Genomic DNA, 19947 nt, shown 5'->3' on the forward strand with positions numbered 1-19947 from the left:
TCTCCTAACTTATAACAGGCTGTCCAATGCGGATACCAGCCTGTCAATCTCTTTTGTTTCAATGATTAAGGGTGGCGCAAACCTCAGGACTTTATCCTGAATTCCATTTATTATAAAGCCTTTTTTCATCAATTCCCCAACAAAAAAACCGGCATCCTTATCGACTTCCAATCCAAGCAAAAGCCCTTCTCCCCTGACATCCACAACCCTGGAATGGGTGGTCTTGAGGGCTTCAAGCCTGCTTTTAAAATAAAGGCCTTTTTCCCGGACAGCGGCTAAAAATGATGTGTCACTGATAATGTTGAGGACTTCCAGGGCAGCTGCCGTGGCAAGGGGGGTACCGCCAAAGGTCGTGGCATGACTGCCGAAATCAAACCCAGTTGCCGCAGCTTCGGTTGCCAGCATGGCACCAATGGGAAGCCCGTTGCCAAGCGCCTTTGCAAGGGTCATGATATCCGGTGTGACATTGTAAAGCTGGTGGGCAAACAGGGTACCGCATCTGCCCATGCCACATTGAATTTCATCAAAAATCAACAAGGTTTCCCGTTGATTGCAAAGCTCTCTGACGGCCTTTAAATAGTGCTTATCAGCCGGAATGATACCGCCTTCCCCCTGAACCGGCTCAAGCATCACCGCACACACGGTTTCATCCATTCTCTTTTCCAGCGCATCAATATCATTGAAGGGGACGTGTAAAAACCCATCCAGCAGCGGATAAAATCCGTCTTTTATCTTGTCCTGGCCTGTTGCGGATAACGTGGCCATGGTCCGCCCATGGAAGGATTGTTGCATGGTAATGATATGATACCGCTGTTTTTCTCCTTTTTTCTGAAAATACCGCCTGGCAAGTTTAATGGCGGCTTCATTGGCCTCGGCTCCGGAATTTGCAAAAAACACCCTGTCGGCAAAGCTTTTCTCACACAGCCGTGATGCCAGATCTGCCTGGGGAAGGGTATAAAAGAGATTGGACACATGAACAAGTTTCGCTGCCTGTCTGCTGATGGCCTCCGTTATTTTCGGATGACAATGTCCCAGGCTGCACACCGCAATACCGGCTAAAAAATCCGTATATTCTTTTCCATCCTCATCCCAGAGCCGGGTCCCCTCCCCTCTAACAAAGGCTTTACCTTGTCTCAGATAGGTTTGAAATACAAAATCATCTGTTCGCTTAATCGAATCCATGTTTATCCCTCTTTTATTTAACGACTCAACGTTCGGAGTTAACCATTATTCCACAAATACCTGGGTACCGATACCGGAATCGGTAAACAGCTCAAGCAATACGGCATGGGGCAGTTTCCCATTGATAATATGCACCTTTTCCACCCCATTTTTTAGTGCATCCAGGGCACATTCGACCTTGGGAATCATCCCCCCTTTAATACCACCAGCATTGATCATCTGTTTAATGGTTGACGCATCCACAGAAGAGATGAGTTTTTTATCCCCATCCAGGACACCATCCACATCGGTTACCAGCATCAGACGTTCTGCATTCAGGGCTGATGCAATCTTAGAGGCAACAATGTCCGCATTGATATTATAGGTTTCCCCGTTTTTACCGACCCCCACCGGGGCAATAATGGGAATAAATCCTTTGGCAGTAAGGGTATGAATAATATCAGGATCAATATGGGAGACATCCCCCACCATACCCGGATCAATAATTTCCGGCGGTTTGTTGTCCTCTGCCTGAGAATAGATGGTCATCTTCTCTGCCGTGATGAGCATACCGTCTTTTCCGGTCAAGCCCACGGCTTTCCCCCCCTGCCGGTTAATCCTTGAGACAATATCTTTGTTCACCTTGCCGCCCAACACCATTTCAACCACATCCATGGTTTCATCATCTGTATATCGCATGCCCCGGATGAATGTTGAGGTGATCCCCATGGCTTCCAGCACCTTATTGATCTGGGGTCCTCCCCCGTGGACCACAACCGGATTCACTCCGATATATTTCAGCAGGGTGATGTCATTGGCAAAATCTTTTTTCAGGTTTTCATCCACCATGGCATGCCCCCCGTATTTCACCACAATGGTTTTACCGGAAAATCGTTTTATATAGGGGAGTGCCTCAATGAGGATGTCAGCAACACTGTTCTTCATAAGATGTACCTTGATAAGTCTTCATTTTCAACGATGCCCATCAATTGTTTTTCCACAAAAGCAGCATCAATGACAATCTTTTTTTCTTCAATATCCGGTGCCGCAAACAAGATCTCCTCCAACAACTTTTCCATAACGGTATGAAGCCTTCTGGCACCGATATTTTCTGTTGTGGAATTGACTGTCACGGCAATATCGGCAATTTTTTCAATGGCACCTTTGGTAAATTCAATTTCAATGCCTTCTGTTCTTAAAAGGGCAATGTATTGAAGGATCAGTGCGTTTTTAGGTTCTGTTAAAATCCGTATAAATTCATGGGCGCCCAGGGAGGTCAGCTCCACTCTTATGGGAAACCTTCCTTGAAGTTCCGGGATCAAATCAGATGGTTTGGATACATGGAATGCCCCGGAAGCAATAAACAGGATATGATCTGTTTTTACGATGCCATATTTTGTGGGGACTGAGCTGCCTTCAACAATGGGCAGCAGGTCTCTTTGAACGCCTTCCTTTGACACTTCCGGTCCATAACTTTTTTCTTTGCCGGCAATTTTATCGATTTCATCAATAAAAATAATCCCGGATTGCTCGACCATGGTAACGGCATCCGCCTTTACCTGTTCCATGTCCACCAGGTGAGCCGCTTCTTCCTGGGTCAGCAGTTTGATGGCATCTTTGATTTTTACCTTGCGGCGTTTGGTATTTTTGGGCATCAGATTTCCCAGCATATCCTTGACATTGATCCCCATCTCCTCAATGCCGCTATTGGAAAAAATTTCAACCATGGGCGAAGATTTATCCGCCACCTCAAGATCAACCTTTCGTGAATCAAGCTTACCGGACCGGAGCATTTTTCTCAGCTTTTCCCGGGTTGACCCCGCTGGCTGACCCTCCTGGTCACCCTGCCCGGTTGGAATAATATCCAGATCATTTGATATACCGGCACTGGTTTGTGAAGACGGCGGCAGCAAAATATCCAGGAGTCTTTCTTCAGCCATCCGGGCGGCCTTTTCCTGAACAGCATCCTGTTGTCTGGATTTCAGATTATTGACGGTCAGCTCAACGATATCCCGGATCATGGATTCTACATCACGGCCCACATATCCCACCTCTGTAAATTTTGAGGCTTCCACCTTATAAAATGGAGAATCCGTCAAATTGGCCAGCCTGCGGGCAATCTCGGTTTTTCCCACGCCGGTGGGGCCGATTAAAATGATATTTTTAGGGGCGATCTCTTCTTGAAGGTCTTTGTCCAGTTGTCGTCTTCTCCATCTGTTTCTAAGGGCAATGGCAACTGATTTTTTGGCATCCTTCTGGCCGATGATATATTTATCCAGCTCTGTAACGATCTGTCCTGGTTTTAAATCTTCCATTTTTATATGTTCTCTTGTTTATTCAATCTGTTCATTCAATGCTATTTTATTTCTTCCACCGTGATATGATGATTGGTATAAATACACAAATCAGCTGCAATTTTCATGGCTTTTTCTACAATGACCCGGGTCGCAAGATCGGTATTTTCAATCAAGGCAACTGCTGCAGACTGGGCCGCTGTGCTGCCGGAACCAATACTGATCACCCCGTCATCGGGTTCAATCACATCCCCGTTGCCGGACAAAAGATAAGTATTCTCCTTATCTGCGGCAATCATCATGGCTTCCAGCCGCCTTAAATACTTGTCCGTTCTCCAGTCCCGGGCAAGCTCCACACAGGCCCGTGTCAAGCTTCCGTTATACCGTTCCAGTTTTTTTTCAAGTTTTTCAGACAGGGTCAATGCATCTGCGGTGGCCCCGGCAAAACCGGTAACAATCTTATCATTATAGATTCTTCTGACCTTTCTGGCCTTGTGCTTTGTAACAATACTGCCCAACGTCACCTGACCGTCGCCTGCAACAACGACGACATCTTTATGCCGTACTGCCAGAATCGTGGTCCCGTGAAATGTTTCTGTATTCATTTTCATTGCCTTATGTTTTCAGCTTCTTGGATGTGACTTATCATACACCTGCATTAACCTGTCCATACTTACATGGGTATACACCTGGGTTGTTGAAAGACTGACATGCCCTAAAATTTCCTGAATCCCCCTTAAATCCGCACCAGAGTCCAGCATGTGCGTTGCAAAAGAATGACGCAGTGTGTGGGGAGAAACCGGGATATTCAGTTGGCACTCCCGGACTGTTTTATCAAGAATCCGCCGGATGGACCGTGAACTTAATCGTGAAAACACTTTATTCACAAAAACCGGAATAAAATTTTCTTTTAATGATCTTCTGTATTCTTCAATCGCAGTCAAAGCTCTTTTGCCAACCGGCACAACCCTTTCTTTGGACCCTTTTCCAAAGACTCTAATCATTTGGCGTTTAAAGTCAATATGTTCTATATTCAGGCCTTCCATTTCCGATACCCGCATGCCTGTGGAGTAAAACGTTTCAAACATGGCCAAATTTCGTTTATCAAACCAGGTGTCTGATTTAATCGAATCCAGAAGATAAAAAATATCATCAACGCTTAAAAATCGGGGTATGGTTTTTTCCAGTTTTGGAAACGGCACCGTGTCTGCCGGATTAACCCGGATCTGACCGGATTGGAGCAGATAATCAAAAAAAGCCTTTAGGGACGATAATTTTCTTGCCATGGTCCGTTTGGTTTTGCCGGATTTTACAAGGCAGGCAAGATAATTTCTAATGGCAGTGGTATCCAGGGTGTTCACAAGGGGTAAAAACGATTTCTGGCAAAGGGCGGCATCAGAACTTTCATCGTTTAGAACAAAACGGATAAAACCTAAAATATCAGATCGATAGGCACGACTGGTATGGACAGAGTATCCTTTTTGGGCCAGGAGCGTGTCAATAAACCGATCAAGAACCATCTTTCAGTCCTGCATATGCCATCACACGCTTCATATCCTCCCACACCTGACGTTTATATTCAGGGTGTTTTAGCAGCAGGGACGGATGAAAGGTCGGCATCACTTTAATACCATGATAATCATGGAATCTTCCCCGAAATTGTTCCAGGGGCTGACGGTTCTTCAACAAAAACTGCCCGGCCTGTGTGCCAAGGGTAATGATCACTTTGGGAGAAATAATGTCTATCTTTTGATGTACGGCTATTGCATCACCGGCATTGCAGATGAATACGGCATCAGAAGACAGGGTCATGGCAGCAAGGATTTTAATGAGCAGCTCACCCCCCGGACCTTTAAAAAAACGGGTGCCGCTGTCTAAGATAAAAATGGATGCATTTTCAGGGCCTTCAAAAAAAAAAGGCGTTTGGGGTTGGCTTTTCATGCCCCAGTTGTTGATCAGGGCTTCAGATGGTTTAGAAATACCCAGAGACGTGTTGCCCATCTTTCGTTGAGCAGACAGGTAAAGGGAGAAATCATTTATCACGCTTATAAGGTCGGTCTTGATTGAATCCCGATCATTTGACATACCTGAACTCATCCGGGTTATCCCATTTTTTCAATCACATGATCAATGAGGATATCCGCCACCTTATCTTTTTCGATTAAAGGGATGTCAAATGAGGACCCATCCCTGAAAAAAAGTTTAACCTTGTTGGTATCGGCCTTGAATCCGGAATCAGATGATCCCACCAGATTGGCAGCAATCATATCCAGATTCTTTTTTTCCATTTTTAACAGGGCATTTTTTTCAAGGTCATCGGTTTCTGCTGCAAATCCCACCAGGAACTGATCACTTGTCTTGTTTTGACCAATGCGCTTTAAAATATCAGGGTTTTCCGTCATGGCAATGGAAAGGTCTTTGGTGTTGTCTTGTTTCTTTATTTTGCTGGTTTTCGGATCAAGGGGTTTATAATCCGCCACTGCGGCAACCTTGATGATAATATCGGCGGATTCCAGGTTGGCCAGCATTTGATCCGCCATTTGTTCACAGGTTTCCACATCAATCCGTTCAACATTGACTGGCGGGGCGAGGGCAACAGGACCTGAGACCAGGGTCACCTGCCCGCCTCTTTTTTCTGCTGCCCGGGCAATGGCATATCCCATTTTTCCGGACGAATGGTTGCTGATAAACCTGACGGGATCAATGGCTTCAACCGTGGGACCTGCGGAAACAAGCACTTTTTTACCCGTTAAATCTTTTGGGGTCAGCATGGCCTCAACCCTGTCAAAAATAAACCAGGGTTCGGGCAGCCGTCCGGCACCCACTGTTTTACAGGCCAGTACCCCGGCATCCGGATCAAGAATATGCCATCCGTCTGTTTCAAGAATATCCAGATTCCGTTGTACCCGGATGTTTTGATACATATCCGTATTCATGGAGGGACAAATCATCACCGGTGCCGTGACTGCCAGCAATGTAGTGGACAGGGCATCATCGGCAATACCATGGGCAAGCTTTGCAATGGTATTTGCCGTTGCAGGGGCAATAATAGCCGCATCTGCACGGGTGGCAAGATCAATGTGCTTTACAGAAGATTCCGTATCAAAGTACAGATCAGACAGCACCTGATTTTCAGACAACACTTCAAAGGTTGTTTTACCCACAAATTTTTGGGCATTGTCTGTCATGATGACCGTCACGTCGGCGCCGGCTTTCTTTAACAGCCGCAACAGCTCAACTGCCTTATAGGCAGCGATGCCACCGGTAACTCCCAGAAGGATATGTTTATCTTTAACCCTCATTATTCAACCAGATTTGTCTCGGAAAGTCCGGTTCCTCCCAAAACAGTTGGGGCCACCCCCACCTCAACATAGGTATACATCTGCTCCTCCCGAATGGTAATCACCGAAGTTCTTGAGGGTTTTTGAAAAACCATGATCGTGGCACCGGGAGACTTGATCTGGCTGACAATCGTCCAATTGTCTTTTTGCATATTATTATTGAAAAAATGAAACAGGGATTGTCGCTTTACCCGACCCTTGAGTGTAAGGATGCCCGAGGTAAATCCGGGGGTGGACACCACAACCGTCCTGTTTTTTACAATTGAAAGCTCCATGGGAACCAGCACATCCTCAAAATCATAATAACTTGCAGTGGTTTTTTGGGACGTGGCCTGTTCGCCTGAAATCCGACCGTCTTCAGGTTTTTTTGAACCTGTATTCCCCATACATCCGGAAATAAAAAAAGCCAGCAACACAAGTGCCAGGATATTAAAACTGAATTTGTTATTACAGTTTGTTTTCATTTTTCCTCCTACATGCTACGGATTTTGATTTTCGTTAGAACTCATCTTATCTAAAACTATTTATTTGAAATGTCAAATCTGAGATTTGCTGATATTTGAAGTCTGAACACAAAAAATCAATTAAACAATTCTTTCCACCACAAATAAAAAAAGTTCTTCAGCGGTGCCTTGGGATCTATGGCAACAATACCGGCTTCAACGGAATCACTGCCATCCTCAACCGGAGTCGTTCCCACTGAAATGAAAAGCTTCTGTTTGCCTTCATGGATGACCATGACAGGCTTTGAAGGAATCCCCCCACCAATTGACTTAAACCGTTCCAGATCCGGGACGTTGTCTCCGTCAGAATCAACACCGGAGAACGACAACACCGGCTCCCCGGTTTTATGGTTTAAGGCATATAATCTGCCCTCTCCTCCCGGTAAACACGGGTCATCATTGGGAATATAAGAGGTAATATAAAATGTTTTATAAAAAATCGTACCCCGGGCCAGTATTTTTTCACCATCCGGATCAAGATCAATATACCACCCTTTGTCCACCGACAAATTGGTATCCACATCGCCGGTTGCATCGTCAAGGTCCGGGGGTGAAGCACTTGTCAGTGTCACATCAACCAGATCCTCTTTCGTTAACGTCACTGCGGAATGTGAATCCATAAAACTATATATGGTATCTGTATCCGGATCTGTTGTCGCATCCGCACAAGGGTCTTCCCTGTCACCACTCCCAACAAAGATAAGATCATACCCTTTTTCCAATGTGACACTGGGCGGATAAAAGAATTTTTGCTGGTAAGTGGTATTGTCCGTTTCAAGTATCACCTGGGCCGTCCAGTTCTGAATATTTTCGTTGCATTCCGGAAAATCAGCAGCATCACAATTGCCAATTCTCCATACCTGTCCACCCATGTCACCGACATAAATTTTATCCACGAATCCATTGTCATTCTCATCAACCGTTTTCACGGTACTGGGTATGCTGTAGACCATGGAAGCATCATCCGTTGTATTCCACTTCTTAACCACAGATCCATCAGAAACATCAATCACAATCACCGCATCTCCTGAGGAATTGTCAGAACTGTATCCCCCCCCCACAAACATCACTGTTGTTCCGGTTATATCCACATCACTGGTTTTAACCCTTCCGAAAACAGGCTCGGAATACGTGTTCCCCAGTTCAGTGATACTGGTATTATCAATCGACCACAGATACTCGGGGGTATCAGGGTCAGTGATATCCAGGGCAAAATAACTGGCTCCGCCACTTCTAAGGCCGCAGACAAGAATGACCTGATCAACTGCCGCATCAACCTTGCCATCGGCATTATTATCTATAAAATAGGTTTGAGGGCTGGAATCCACATAAAATTGATGACCATACCCTTCAATCATTTCTTTTAACCGGTCCAGCAGATCAGGGGGGATAAAGCCCCATGCTTCCGTGCCATAATCAATTTCATCATCAGGCGTTGTCACGTCAGGGTCATATTGATCATATACCGCATGCAGCATCCCATCATTTGAACCGAAGAATACATAGGTTTTTGAACTGGAATTTGCATACCGATATTCAAAAACAGCAGGTTCACTGTGAAGGACATCTCCGGTAAACAAGTTTCTGTTTTCCTCGATCTTCCCGTCACCATCTTCATCAAGCGCATCGCCTCCCCTGATGTAATTAATGATGGTGGGCCTTCCATCTGCAGGATTTCCCAGGACATCTGCCGTCAGGTCGGTGGTATTTGAGGTGTCAAACGCATTTGAATAATGGGTCAAATCATTGTCCACTCCCAGATATGTATAAATATGTCTGTCTGAATTTTCTATATAATTACACCCTTCCCCCGTGCAATCAGATGTTGAAAAATCAGCATTTGACCAGTTTTTAGTGGACCAATAGGGAACGGCATCATCTTTTAGGGCCCCATTGGGGTAGGTTGCTGCCTGGCCGTTTTTACCTACAATCTGAAGTGTTGAATCAATGCCGAATTTCAGGACATCCCCTTCCCAGAAATTTCCTTCACCCGGTTTGAACAAGGCCAGGTAAATCCGGTTTCCGCTAAGCGTTCTTGTAACCGGGACTACGGGGGCTGTAAACGTACTGGTATTGGTGAGGATGGCATTGACGGCAGCAAGGATTGCACTGCTCAGACCCGAGGCTGAGTCAGCAGTGAAATGATATTTACCATAATTCTCATCTGTTGTGTCATAAAGGTTTGTAAACCCGTTTCCATTGTTACTGGTGTTGATCAAAAAAAGGTTGCTTTCCCTGCCGGCCATGACCCCCACCGTGTAGGTATAAACCCGTTGAAACCCGTCAACATAACCGACCATATCATTTGAGTAAAAGAAATGAGACACATCATCCAGCCAGGTTGACCCTTCTGTGTTTAGGGGGATTGAAAACGTTGATTCATCTGTCCGGATATTCCCTTCGCCGATCCCGGCATCATCGCTGTCCAAATCACCAAAGCTTGTGGGTTGACTGCATTCCTCACACAGCTTAGTACCATTCCAGGTCTGGTCTTTTGAAGGGATACCTGAAGAGACAACAATAACATACTGGTCCTGGCAATAATAATCTGCATCAATTCCTGAAGATGAAGAATTGTAATATTCCCCGATGCTCACCAGCCCTTCTGCAAGTGGGGAATAGTCAACAGTTCCCATGTTGTTTATATTATTTATATAGTTCGGATCAAGAATATTGTTATCATAGTTAGTATCGTCCACCGTAGAGACGACTTCACCCAGCGGCTGGACATTGGAACTGCCTTCCGTGGTGGATGTAAAATTATAAATACCAAAGTTTGCTTTATTGGCTGTGATTTTTGCCACTGACATGAGGGCTTGCTTTGCATAATAAAATCGACTTTTTCCGGAAAGGTCACTGCCGTTTCCAGAATAAAGCGGCGTGCCCTCATCTTCCGCAAAAAACAGCCAGTTCAGATAGTTTTTTGAGTATCGGAACCTGGTCGCATTATCCTTTATTTCAAACCCGGTCTCTGCATCTGTAACCGTTGCCGCATTCGGTTGAACCGGCAATGTTATTGTTTTCCCGTTTATGATCCATGTGTTTCCACTGTCTGCTTGCAGGCCATTGGTATAAATGTCCGGCAGCAGGGTACTCAAAATTTTCACAAGATACCAGGTTCCGCCATGTTCAACTGCAGCATAGCCATTATCATTAAAAAACCCATTGGCCCCTGTGGCAATTGACAAACCTGATAAGTCATCCGGTTCAATAATCCTATCAATTTTTCCCGTGGCTATATTATTTTTGTTCTTATACCTTTGAACCGTTTCTCCTACAGTAAATGAGCCTGTGATGGAATCAATCTCCAGTTCCAGGGTAGATCCGGAATAGGTTTTATATATAACGCTGGCAGTCGCACCCGAAGTGAGCTCTTCAATATCGGCCCCTTCTTCAAAGTTATAATCAATTTCATCAACATCCGTTAGCACCAGGGTCCAATTGTTTAAAATTTCAGGGGCTTCCCCGGAATCTATGTTATCCAGGACATCCCAGGCGCTTCCGACAGCCGGCGTGTAATCTGTTTCATTTTGATAATCACTATGCCACTTGACCTGTTCCATTTCTGCACCATTGTCAAGCAGGAGAACGATATTGGGCCCCACTTCATTGGACGTTACACTGAATATGCAGGTATCATCGGCAAAAACAGCACTGCAACAAACAAAAAAGAACAGGGAAAAAATGCAATATAGCTGTTTATTCCTTGTGAAAGTCTTCATATTCCTTTTCCTCTCTGATCTGTGGAAATGTATTGACCTTAAAATCCAATCCTGTAAAAACCGGATTCAATTGAGTGTTCAGTCTTATGGGTCCCATATCCCTTTGCTGTAAGTGTATATCTATGTGCCTTAAAGCTCCCCACCTCATACCCGGTTCCTCTTGGCGGGTTAGTCGAACCGTCGTAATCAACGCTTCCCTCAAAAGACTGTGATGAAGATAGAATCACCTTTACTTCGTCGGATTCATCTATATTGCCGTCAGCATCATTATCCAATCCATCGGCAATGGGAAATGAAATCCCTGCCCCTGTTGTAATATTGTTGCCATGGTACAATTGAGTATTGGGGGGGACACATTCCCTTGCCGCTTCAGCAGCATAGAATGCCAATTGATAAGACTTATGATTTTGGGCGATTGCCTGTTCAACCGTAGTCGTATTTAAGGAAGAAGTACCTAAAACAGTCAGAAGGACAAGCATAATCAATGCATAAATAATGGCAGATCCCTCTTGGTTGTGTAATGGAAAAAGTATCCCTTTTTTATGTTCTTTTATCATATTAATTTATCTCTGATTTGATTTGTTCCATGGTAAAACTCCGGCCAGAGAAGTTACTCGATGGTGTCACTGTAACCGCGATGGTTTTATTGCCATTAACCGGCGTGTCATCAGACACTTCCCATGAAATGGTATCCCCCTCCTGGGTCATCCCGGTATGCGTTCCAGCGACCAAATCTGCATGGTCATAGGGCAGCAACAAAAGCATTTCAATTTGTTTGGTTGTCTGGACAACCGTATTTGTAAGTTCTCTGGCGGATGCATTCCCTTTTATGGCGGTTATCTGCATCTTTGCGATACCAAGGATACCAATGGTAAGGATGACCATGGCGATAAGCACTTCAATGATGGTGAATCCATTATCATTTTGGTTCTGTTTCCGGCACGGTCGAATCAATCGGTTAAAAAACCGAAGACACATCTTCCTGGATAAAAAATTATTATATTTCACAGCTATAACCCCAGATTTCTGCATTTAACCGTGGTTGTCAGAATACGGTTCTTGCCTTTAACATAATCTGTTTCATTGATATCGATTGTCGCCTCAATTGTTATCTGCACCGATTTGATCTTTGGTAAATCCAAAGCTGCAACTTGATGAAGGCTGGGTGGGAGAGAGACAATCGCCCCGTCTTCATCAAGGTATGCAAATTGAAGCGTTTTTATATTCTCTGCAAGCGGCTGATGAATCGCACCGGTTGCGTCACTCACCTTTTTTCCGATGTCTGTATCTCCATCACCATACCCGTCGTACAGGTCATATGCGACGTATTGTATTTCGCCGGGTTCATCCACTGTTGAATCATTATCATTATCCCTGTTATCATCATCTGCCAAAAAGTTAAATGCCAACGGATACCCATTACTCCCATCTCCGGCACTGACGATTCCAGTCCCGCTTGTACCGTCCGGATCATACCCTGCCATTCTGATGTCACTTGTCATTATGTATAAAGCCACCCTTAAGTTCTGCTGCATTTCAATGACTTGTTTCTGGGCAAGCTGTGCCTTCTGCTGATTTTGATATGCTGAAAAAATCCCAGCCGAAACAATGGTTGTAATGGTCATGGCTATTAACAGTTCTACCAGGGTAAACCCCCTGTTATTTACATTATATTTATGAGACATAGCCATCCTATCCTTTATGAATACGCATTTTTATCAATTGAAGTTTATACCATCACTGCTTTTCAGGACCCTTATATTTCCTGCGCTACTCACAATGATACTTCTATAATTTGATTTATTGTTGCTGATAAATACAGTCCCAACTGTGGTTGCGGGAATCCCCCGGCTGTTAAACCCAAATGTATTGGCCGTAAACGTTGTGTTCTGATAAAATTGAATACCGGCAGGCAGCGTTATCTGTTTAAAAACAATTTCACCCACATTGGTGTCAGGCCACCAGTTTCCAGCCCCGCCGCTCCATCCGTTGTCGACCCAAGCCGTATATTGATCATTGGCAACATCAAAAATAATGGCTGCCGTGGCATTTTCTTTGACCGCCCTCATCTTTGCTTCCTGCAGGCAGGAGACAATATCCCTTGCAGCACTTCTCAGCCTGTAATCCGGCAATTTAGCAACAATACCGGGAACAGCAATCGCTGATAAAATGCCGACAATTGCAATAACCACCATCACCTCTATCAGCGTGAATCCTGATGTAACCTTTTTATTATCTTTTAATTCCATATGACAGACCCTAAACTTTTTAGTTGAAATAGTTCTATGCAAAAATGATGCAATTGTTAATTTTATTTTTAATCAGACCTATCAAATTGCTTGACCATAATCGGTTTTCAAATCAAAATATTGAACCAATAAGGTTCTTTATCTCCTGAATGTGGAAAATATCTCTTCTTACACATTCAATTAATTTTTCATTAGAATCGGTTTATTTTACAAAAGATGTCAATGCGGGCAACATTTATTGGCAACTAAATTAAAACCGCTACCAATCAAATTTCCTGTTTGTGATCCTCACTAAGGATAATGAAAAACAAACCCTGTGGTTCGATTTTGTTGAAATATAATCCTGTCACCTTTCCGGATGGATTTATTTGTTTCTATTTCTCCAGGACATCACCTTGACCTTAAGGCCGGGTATATTCACTTTTATGGGTTTTAAACCGCCAACCGGTGTGGTAATGAACAAGGTATCATCAGGGCCTAGTACGGGTTTTGAGCCGGGTCCCCCTTCAATGGGAATCGCAACGACAACATAGGGGTTCTCCGGATTATCCGGATCGATTACCCGGTCATTCTCATCAAATTTCCCATCGCCATTCAGATCGAAAACAGCGTCATTGGGTGCACAGCCGGAATTATAATCCACGGCATAAAGCCATGTTTTGCCACTTCCACCACAAATATCCGGATCCGGAATATAGGTGGTAAAAAAGACGACTCCCCCTGCTACCAGAGGCTGCTGGATAACGCGTTCACTCCCCAGTAAATTAGAGGGGCCGTTATAATCTACCTGTCCGTTATAGAGTTTAATGACCCACGACTGGTTATCCGCGCAGGTATCGGCAATATATCGAACTTCCCTTTCCTCTAAACTCCCGTCTGCCAGCATTACATTGCCTGCTGCATATTTTGCTTCCAGCTCAACCAGGTCTCCGCAGACATCAGGATCTGAAGGGTTTGCAGCCCCTGTTGTAAAGGGATATACATAGCAGGATGATGGTGCAGGATTATCCTTGAGCCCGAAAAAATACTGTTGGTTCATGGTGGTTTTATCCGCTTGTTCTTGATAAATACCGGTTCCATAATAGATCCATATGGGATTGGGCTCCGCATCGGTTTGAATGCCATAGGCATAGGTCGCCCGGGAACTGATGGGATTTAGGGTGGGGGATGAATGAGAGGGGTTAAAGTCAAACACCGTTGATATGACAGGGGTTTCACCATTTCCGATATTCGAAACGCGGAACATGGTGCCATAAAGATTTCCCACATAGAAACAATCTGAAATATAATCCCCTTCAAAATCGGCCGTCATGACGGGAGATGCAACATCATTGAGCAATTCAGTGTCTGACAATTTTACCCGATTGATATGGGTGCCATCTTTATGCCATATTGGGGATTTATCTTTGGCAGCAATGCCATACACATATGCCTGCTTATTCGCCTGGTTGTCCAGAGAATAACCCGAACCAAAGAAAATTCCCCAAAGCGTATTGTTTTCTCCATCTGCAATTCTATCAATACTCACATCCGACCACGTTTCACCCAGCTGGTTATCATATTCAAGCTCATCGGATTCATCGACGCTACCGTCTGAATCATTGTCCAGGCCATCTAACAGATAGGCTGAATGGGTATCTCTGAACTGCCACAAATACTTGACCGCATCGGTATAATCTGTTTCCTGCCCTTCCTTCTTTTGATAGGTTACGTCCAACGCAAAATAAGCATCTCCTCCCTCCCGTTCACCACATACCAGGATTGTTTTCCACGCCGTTCCGTCATAGATATCGCCAACCTGTGGGGAACCATCAACAAACGTCTGGTAGCAATAATCCTCACTGCACATATTATATTCCGGCTCATTGGCACGGTTCAGTTTCTCGTGAAAATTAAGGGGGACAAAAGACCACATTTCTTCTCCGGTTTCAAGGGAAAAAGCATGCAGCGCACCATCATTTGCACCAATATAGACCATGGGTGAACGTTCCGGCACAAAGTCACCATACCCGTCAAAATCATAATAAAAAGCTGGATCTCCGACGATTACGGGGATAGAGTTAATAAAAGAACCCAATGGCTTACAAAAATAACCATCGCTGGCAGAATCAAAATAATTGTCATGGGTCAGATTTAGACTTGAATAGTCAATAACATCTGAATCATTCAACGGATCAATGGTATACACGTTTCTTGAAGCGGGAAGTACTTCGCTTGCCCGCCACAGGACATTATCCCATTCCCCGGTGACCGCATCCGGCTTTAATGCCTCCAGTTCTCCGGTCCAGTTGCCTGCATTAAATTTGGCCAGGATCACAAGATTTCCCTGATCGACTGATGTTGTCGGAGCCGGGGCCGAGCCGTGAAACACAAGTGTTTTAATGGTCTGGGTGATGCTTGAGAGGGTGTTAATCAGCTCCTCTCTGTTGTTCGCAAGAAATGGCTGCCCCACACCGGCTTTTTCCTCATGCAGGGCATGCAACGCATCATCGGCAACCGCATTGCCCCGTATATTGCTGACCTTTGCCATCTCTTCTATTTGCACGGCATTATCAATGCCAAAACCCACGGCGATGGGACTTACATTTATATCACATAATGCATTTGTTTCTGCTGCAACATCTGCCACGGTTCCATTACCCAGGCCATCGGTAATATCAATTAAAAATTTGGATTGACAGTCAACGATATTATAAGACTCACCCGCCCCGTCCTGGTCTGGTTTATTACCACTAAAATATTGTTTTGCCGCTGTTATGGAATGATCAAATGGCGTCCCGTAATGGGCAACCGTAGCAGCAATCGCATCCTGGAGGGCTGTCTGCTGGGCATCATCATTAAATCGGCATCCCACATGTATCTTTGTATAGTCAATGGCCGACGTATACCCGTGTTCCGTCTTGCCGCTCCAGGTGCCAAACCCCCATGAAATGCCCCGATCCTTTACAAGTTCACTGATGACATCCTTTCCAATGTCAATCCGGCTCATTTGGGCACCGGCTTCCCAGGGGTCAACGTTTGTCCAGTCAACAGATGCACTCGTTTTTGTCCGTTCTGAAATATTATAGTTTGATTCGGTAAATTCAGATGGATTGTCATGACTTTGGCCATGGATCGTTAAATTTGTCACCGCACTGCCGGCCTCATCAATTTCAAATTCCAGGTACGCGTTAGTGATAATGGCATTTTTGGGGATGGATACATTTTGAAACCGGATGCCAATGGTCTGATCAGAACCGTCATGGACCAATTCCAGGTCGCTGCTTCCTGTTGTATTCACACTGCCTGAACTGCTTTCCTCGGCATCATCTTTCCCCTGGGATACCCGGATATTAATTTCCTGATCTATACCATCGGTATACACCACATGCAGCAGTGGCGCACCACCGCTATTTCCGTCATAGGAACTGGCCGTCCGTTGTCCTGTGCCGGTGATAATAAACACCATTGAATTTTCACACGCCCATCCATCCCGATTGACAATTTCCTGGACAATGCTCTTTAGATCCGGTGTACGGGGCTTTACATCACTGCTCACATTCATCATGCGGGTCATGCTGGAGGAAACATCCAGTAATACCATGATGGCGGGACTGACCAGGTTTTCGGCATACAGCGGCACATTCCCGCAGTTGGATCCCTCCGGGGGCGCCAGAACCGTCAAAACCACATCAATTTCATACGGGCTGTTGGGTGTATTTGTTCCGATTATGGTAATGGTGGCATTATAATTGCCCGGGACAAGGGTCGTGTTTGTGAACGTTATGGTATGGTCAGCAGACGCTCCAGGATCTAATGTGGCTGTGCTGTCCTGGCCGGCAACAGCTATCCAGTCACCCCCATCTGCGGTATGCAATGCCATGGTATAGGTCAGTGCGGCATCCCCGGTATTTGTAACGGAAAAGCTGCCCTGGGCTGCGTTGTTCCCTTCATAGCAAATGGCACCAATATTATTATCGTCAACGGAAATATAAGAAAACCCATTTTCAATATACTCGATATGCAGCAGCGGCGGCGCACCATCACCATCATAGGATTCGGCCACGCGCTTTCCGGAACCCGTTATAGTAAAAACCATGGCATTCCCACTTGCCCATCCCGATCTGCCGACAATTGCCTGAACCACCTGACTCAAATCCGGCGTCTGGTGCTGTTCACCGGTATGCCAATCCGTCAGATTATTCCATTCTATGAATTGATCTGTCTTTGTTCTCTGTAAAATATTATTTGTTGTTTGCGCAAACGTACCGGGGTTGTCAGCTGCTTCAGCATGTATATCAAGGTTTGTCGGGTTTGTATTCACGTCTTCATCCACATCAAACTCAATATACGCTCTCGTTATCATGGCACCCTGGGGAACGGCAATATTTTGAAACCGGATGCCGATGATTTGATCCGTATCTTCGGTAATTAATTCCAGATCAGTACTGTAAAGATCCATACCACCGGATTCACTTTCCTCTGCATCATCACTATTGGCCGACACACTGACCTCAACAGTGGGAACCTGGATGTCTAACGTCACATTTATGTCCACAGGACTATTCGGGGATATGGGGGATGCTCCCGTATCCTCTATGGTAAGTGTTGCATCATAAAAACCCGGTATCTTGGCGGAAGCATCATAATTAACGGTAATGGACGTTGTTGCACCGACAGACAGCACGCCGCTGCTGGAAGATAAACTGACCCAGTCCTTGTTTGAGACCAAGCTGTAATTCAAGTCAGCCGTCCCTGTATTGGTAATGGTAAACGTATCTGGAATCGGATTGTTTCCCACATAACAAGAGGGGTCTAATAGTGTTTTATTCACCTGGATATAGGGCGTAGGTATTTCCGTGAATTCTACATGCAGCTCAGGCGCATTGTCCGGGGAACCATCAAATGAATCCGCCCTTCTTTGACCGGACCCTGTGATCACAAAAACCATATCATTACCGGATACCCAGCCGACCCTGCTGATGATTTCCTGGATTATGGATGCAAGATCAGGTGTGTTATATACTACATTGTCATTCCAGTCATCTACATTGTTCCAGTTTACGACGGCATCGGTAACAGGTCTTCCAGTAATGTCATAATCGGTATCACTGAAACGAGCAGCATCATCCCGATCCTCACCTTTGATGATAAGATCTGTGGCACCGGTTTCCGTATCTTTTGCTTTAAACGTTATATAGGCATCAGAAATGACTGCTCCGTGGGGGATGGCAATATTTAAAAAACGGATACCGATGGCCTGGCGCTTGCTCTCGTAATCATCCCATGTCATTTCAAGATCTGAACTGTCCAGGATCATATCACCTTTATTCCAGGCGTTGTTAAGATTTTCTTCGGCATCATCATTGTCATGGGATACCCTGACATTCACCTCCGCGCCAAACACATAAAAAGGCAAAATAAGGAAAAGACCGATTAACAAAATGAACCGGAAAATCTTATGTCTGCAGATTATTTTCATTACCTTCACCTCCGTTTTATCGATCATCACCTGGAATTTAATGGGTTAAAAAATCATGACAGGTGTGCTAATATCCGATCTTATAAATCTTTGATGCCCTGACTTCTATTTCCTGTTTTTTGTTTGCATTGGATTTAACGATATAAATAAATTTTCGATAATTTTTGCCGCTGCCGGGCACAATGACATTTTTTCCATACTGAACATTATACCAATATGGAATGGTATCAATGTTACCGTCGTTTGTGCCATCCGGGAACGTATCATTTAAAATGTCCTGTCCGCCATCACCGAAATTTCTCACCATGGCGGCAATCGCTTTTTCTTCATCCGTGGGATTGGCTGCTGCAGGGCTGTTGACTTTAGAAGGCGCCTTTGGTTTTGCATCCAGCCAGTATGCGCCATATTTCCAGGCACTGTCGGCGATATAAAAATTCCGTTGATAAATTATTTCATTACTCACAATTTTCAACTCAATGTCGCTGGTATTTGTGGAGGATATGCCCAGTATGGTTAATACGGCAAGGATTAATATCGCATAAATGATGGCAGACCCCTGCTCATTACCGATAATAAAATTTTTTTCAACCATATGGTATCTCCCTTGTCAAACCGTATATAACGATAAAATCCGGATAAAAACGGATTTTTCCCTTTGGAACTATTATATATCAGCCGCTTTGATAAAACTGATATCCGCTTTTTTTTTACCTGCAGGATCCGTCACAACAACCTTAACATTTTTAATCGCCGTATTCCCACCACTATCCGGACTCACATGCCACACAACCGTATAGCCGTCCGTAGTGGTTGCAGCACCCGTTATGACATTCGCAAAGGAGGTTGACAATAAAGATTCAATCTGGGCCTGAGCCGCAATCGTTGCCTTGGTGAATTTCATAGCACTGCTATTGGCCTTTATTGCTGTGATCTGCATTTTTGCTATCCCAAGGATACCGATGGAAAGAATGACAATGGCAATCAGCACTTCAATGATTGTGAACCCCTTATGATTTTTGTGTAATTTTTGAAAACAGTTAACCCGGCGTTTAAAAACCCGGCGGACGGTATCAAAAAATAAAAAATGTATATCCATCAATATTATAATCCCAGGTTTCTGCGTTTAATTGTGGTTATCTGATACGGTTCTTACCTTTAACACAATTTATTTCATTAATCCTGAGGAAAAACTTGCTTTATCGGCAAATAAAAAAAT

General features: G+C 44.6%; 16 protein-coding genes. All 16 read right to left on the minus strand.

What is annotated here, in order from left to right:
• Positions 1 to 9: 9 nt before the first annotated feature.
• The 16 genes from Q1Q15_RS13775 to pilV all read right to left on the minus strand — a co-directional run bounded on the left by Q1Q15_RS13775 (position 10) and on the right by pilV (position 19827).
• Positions 10 to 1182: an aspartate aminotransferase family protein gene (locus Q1Q15_RS13775; RefSeq protein WP_300460913.1), complete on the minus strand. Its 1173-nt coding sequence runs from the start codon at positions 1180 to 1182 to the stop codon at positions 10 to 12.
• A 45-nt stretch (positions 1183 to 1227) separates the two neighbouring features.
• On the minus strand, positions 1228 to 2106 hold the full coding sequence (gene argB / locus Q1Q15_RS13780; RefSeq protein WP_300460915.1) for an acetylglutamate kinase: 879 nt from the start codon (positions 2104 to 2106) through the stop codon (positions 1228 to 1230).
• Entirely contained in the window at positions 2103 to 3476 is a 1374-nt protein-coding gene (gene hslU / locus Q1Q15_RS13785; RefSeq protein ID WP_300460918.1) for an ATP-dependent protease ATPase subunit HslU, read from the minus strand. Before hslU ends, argB begins: the two co-directional genes overlap by 4 nt.
• A 41-nt stretch (positions 3477 to 3517) precedes the next feature.
• Positions 3518 to 4060, minus strand: a complete 543-nt coding sequence (gene hslV / locus Q1Q15_RS13790) for an ATP-dependent protease subunit HslV (protein WP_300460921.1) — start codon at positions 4058 to 4060, stop codon at positions 3518 to 3520.
• Between the two features lie 18 nt (positions 4061 to 4078).
• Positions 4079 to 4975 carry a tyrosine recombinase XerC gene (locus tag Q1Q15_RS13795; protein ID WP_300460924.1) on the minus strand — a complete coding sequence of 299 codons (897 nt, stop codon included), beginning with the start codon at positions 4973 to 4975 and terminating at the stop codon, positions 4079 to 4081.
• Positions 4965 to 5540: a uracil-DNA glycosylase gene (locus tag Q1Q15_RS13800; protein ID WP_300460926.1), complete on the minus strand. Its 576-nt coding sequence runs from the start codon at positions 5538 to 5540 to the stop codon at positions 4965 to 4967. Before Q1Q15_RS13800 ends, Q1Q15_RS13795 begins: the two co-directional genes overlap by 11 nt.
• Positions 5541 to 5557: 17 nt before the next feature.
• A complete protein-coding gene (gene coaBC, locus Q1Q15_RS13805; RefSeq protein WP_300460927.1) occupies positions 5558 to 6757 on the minus strand; it encodes a bifunctional phosphopantothenoylcysteine decarboxylase/phosphopantothenate--cysteine ligase CoaBC in 1200 nt (399 codons plus the stop codon).
• Positions 6757 to 7260: a hypothetical protein gene (locus tag Q1Q15_RS13810; RefSeq protein WP_300460930.1), complete on the minus strand. Its 504-nt coding sequence runs from the start codon at positions 7258 to 7260 to the stop codon at positions 6757 to 6759. The genes coaBC and Q1Q15_RS13810 overlap by 1 nt, the downstream gene beginning before the upstream one ends.
• Positions 7261 to 7376: 116 nt before the next feature.
• Positions 7377 to 11021 carry a PilC/PilY family type IV pilus protein gene (locus Q1Q15_RS13815; protein ID WP_300460933.1) on the minus strand — a complete coding sequence of 1215 codons (3645 nt, stop codon included), beginning with the start codon at positions 11019 to 11021 and terminating at the stop codon, positions 7377 to 7379.
• Between the two features lie 38 nt (positions 11022 to 11059).
• Positions 11060 to 11578 carry a pilus assembly PilX N-terminal domain-containing protein gene (locus tag Q1Q15_RS13820; RefSeq protein WP_300460935.1) on the minus strand — a complete coding sequence of 173 codons (519 nt, stop codon included), beginning with the start codon at positions 11576 to 11578 and terminating at the stop codon, positions 11060 to 11062.
• Position 11579: 1 nt separating this feature from the next.
• On the minus strand, positions 11580 to 12029 hold the full coding sequence (locus Q1Q15_RS13825) for a prepilin-type N-terminal cleavage/methylation domain-containing protein (protein ID WP_300460937.1): 450 nt from the start codon (positions 12027 to 12029) through the stop codon (positions 11580 to 11582).
• Positions 12030 to 12031: 2 nt separating this feature from the next.
• Positions 12032 to 12706: a prepilin-type N-terminal cleavage/methylation domain-containing protein gene (locus Q1Q15_RS13830; RefSeq protein WP_300460940.1), complete on the minus strand. Its 675-nt coding sequence runs from the start codon at positions 12704 to 12706 to the stop codon at positions 12032 to 12034.
• 33 nt (positions 12707 to 12739) lie between these two features.
• Positions 12740 to 13270: a GspH/FimT family pseudopilin gene (locus Q1Q15_RS13835; RefSeq protein WP_300460942.1), complete on the minus strand. Its 531-nt coding sequence runs from the start codon at positions 13268 to 13270 to the stop codon at positions 12740 to 12742.
• 364 nt (positions 13271 to 13634) lie between these two features.
• Positions 13635 to 18731 carry a PilC/PilY family type IV pilus protein gene (locus Q1Q15_RS13840; protein WP_300460945.1) on the minus strand — a complete coding sequence of 1699 codons (5097 nt, stop codon included), beginning with the start codon at positions 18729 to 18731 and terminating at the stop codon, positions 13635 to 13637.
• Between the two features lie 67 nt (positions 18732 to 18798).
• The gene (locus tag Q1Q15_RS13845) at positions 18799 to 19323 is read right to left on the minus strand and encodes a pilus assembly PilX N-terminal domain-containing protein (RefSeq protein WP_300460948.1); all 525 of its coding nucleotides are present in this window, start codon (positions 19321 to 19323) and stop codon (positions 18799 to 18801) included.
• Positions 19324 to 19395: 72 nt separating this feature from the next.
• Positions 19396 to 19827, minus strand: coding sequence for a type IV pilus modification protein PilV (pilV, locus tag Q1Q15_RS13850; protein WP_300461030.1), 432 nt, complete (start codon positions 19825 to 19827; stop codon positions 19396 to 19398).
• Positions 19828 to 19947 lie beyond the last annotated feature (120 nt).

Source organism: Desulfobacula sp., from assembly GCF_030145145.1.
Classification (GTDB): domain Bacteria; phylum Desulfobacterota; class Desulfobacteria; order Desulfobacterales; family Desulfobacteraceae; genus Desulfobacula.

Excerpts from the sequence above, each read along its gene's own strand:
- Q1Q15_RS13775 (WP_300460913.1), bottom strand. The coding sequence starts at position 1,182 with ATGGATTCGATTAAGCGAACAGATGATTTTGTATTTCAAACCTATCTG.
- argB (WP_300460915.1), bottom strand. The coding sequence starts at position 2,106 with ATGAAGAACAGTGTTGCTGACATCCTCATTGAGGCACTCCCCTATATA.
- hslU (WP_300460918.1), bottom strand. The coding sequence starts at position 3,476 with ATGGAAGATTTAAAACCAGGACAGATCGTTACAGAGCTGGATAAATAT.
- hslV (WP_300460921.1), bottom strand. The coding sequence starts at position 4,060 with ATGAATACAGAAACATTTCACGGGACCACGATTCTGGCAGTACGGCAT.
- Q1Q15_RS13795 (WP_300460924.1), bottom strand. The coding sequence starts at position 4,975 with ATGGTTCTTGATCGGTTTATTGACACGCTCCTGGCCCAAAAAGGATAC.
- Q1Q15_RS13800 (WP_300460926.1), bottom strand. The coding sequence starts at position 5,540 with ATGTCAAATGATCGGGATTCAATCAAGACCGACCTTATAAGCGTGATA.
- coaBC (WP_300460927.1), bottom strand. The coding sequence starts at position 6,757 with ATGAGGGTTAAAGATAAACATATCCTTCTGGGAGTTACCGGTGGCATC.
- Q1Q15_RS13810 (WP_300460930.1), bottom strand. The coding sequence starts at position 7,260 with ATGAAAACAAACTGTAATAACAAATTCAGTTTTAATATCCTGGCACTT.
- Q1Q15_RS13815 (WP_300460933.1), bottom strand. The coding sequence starts at position 11,021 with ATGAAGACTTTCACAAGGAATAAACAGCTATATTGCATTTTTTCCCTG.
- Q1Q15_RS13820 (WP_300460935.1), bottom strand. The coding sequence starts at position 11,578 with ATGATAAAAGAACATAAAAAAGGGATACTTTTTCCATTACACAACCAA.
- Q1Q15_RS13830 (WP_300460940.1), bottom strand. The coding sequence starts at position 12,706 with ATGTCTCATAAATATAATGTAAATAACAGGGGGTTTACCCTGGTAGAA.
- Q1Q15_RS13835 (WP_300460942.1), bottom strand. The coding sequence starts at position 13,270 with ATGGAATTAAAAGATAATAAAAAGGTTACATCAGGATTCACGCTGATA.
- Q1Q15_RS13840 (WP_300460945.1), bottom strand. The coding sequence starts at position 18,731 with ATGAAAATAATCTGCAGACATAAGATTTTCCGGTTCATTTTGTTAATC.
- Q1Q15_RS13845 (WP_300460948.1), bottom strand. The coding sequence starts at position 19,323 with ATGGTTGAAAAAAATTTTATTATCGGTAATGAGCAGGGGTCTGCCATC.
- pilV (WP_300461030.1), bottom strand. The coding sequence starts at position 19,827 with ATGGATATACATTTTTTATTTTTTGATACCGTCCGCCGGGTTTTTAAA.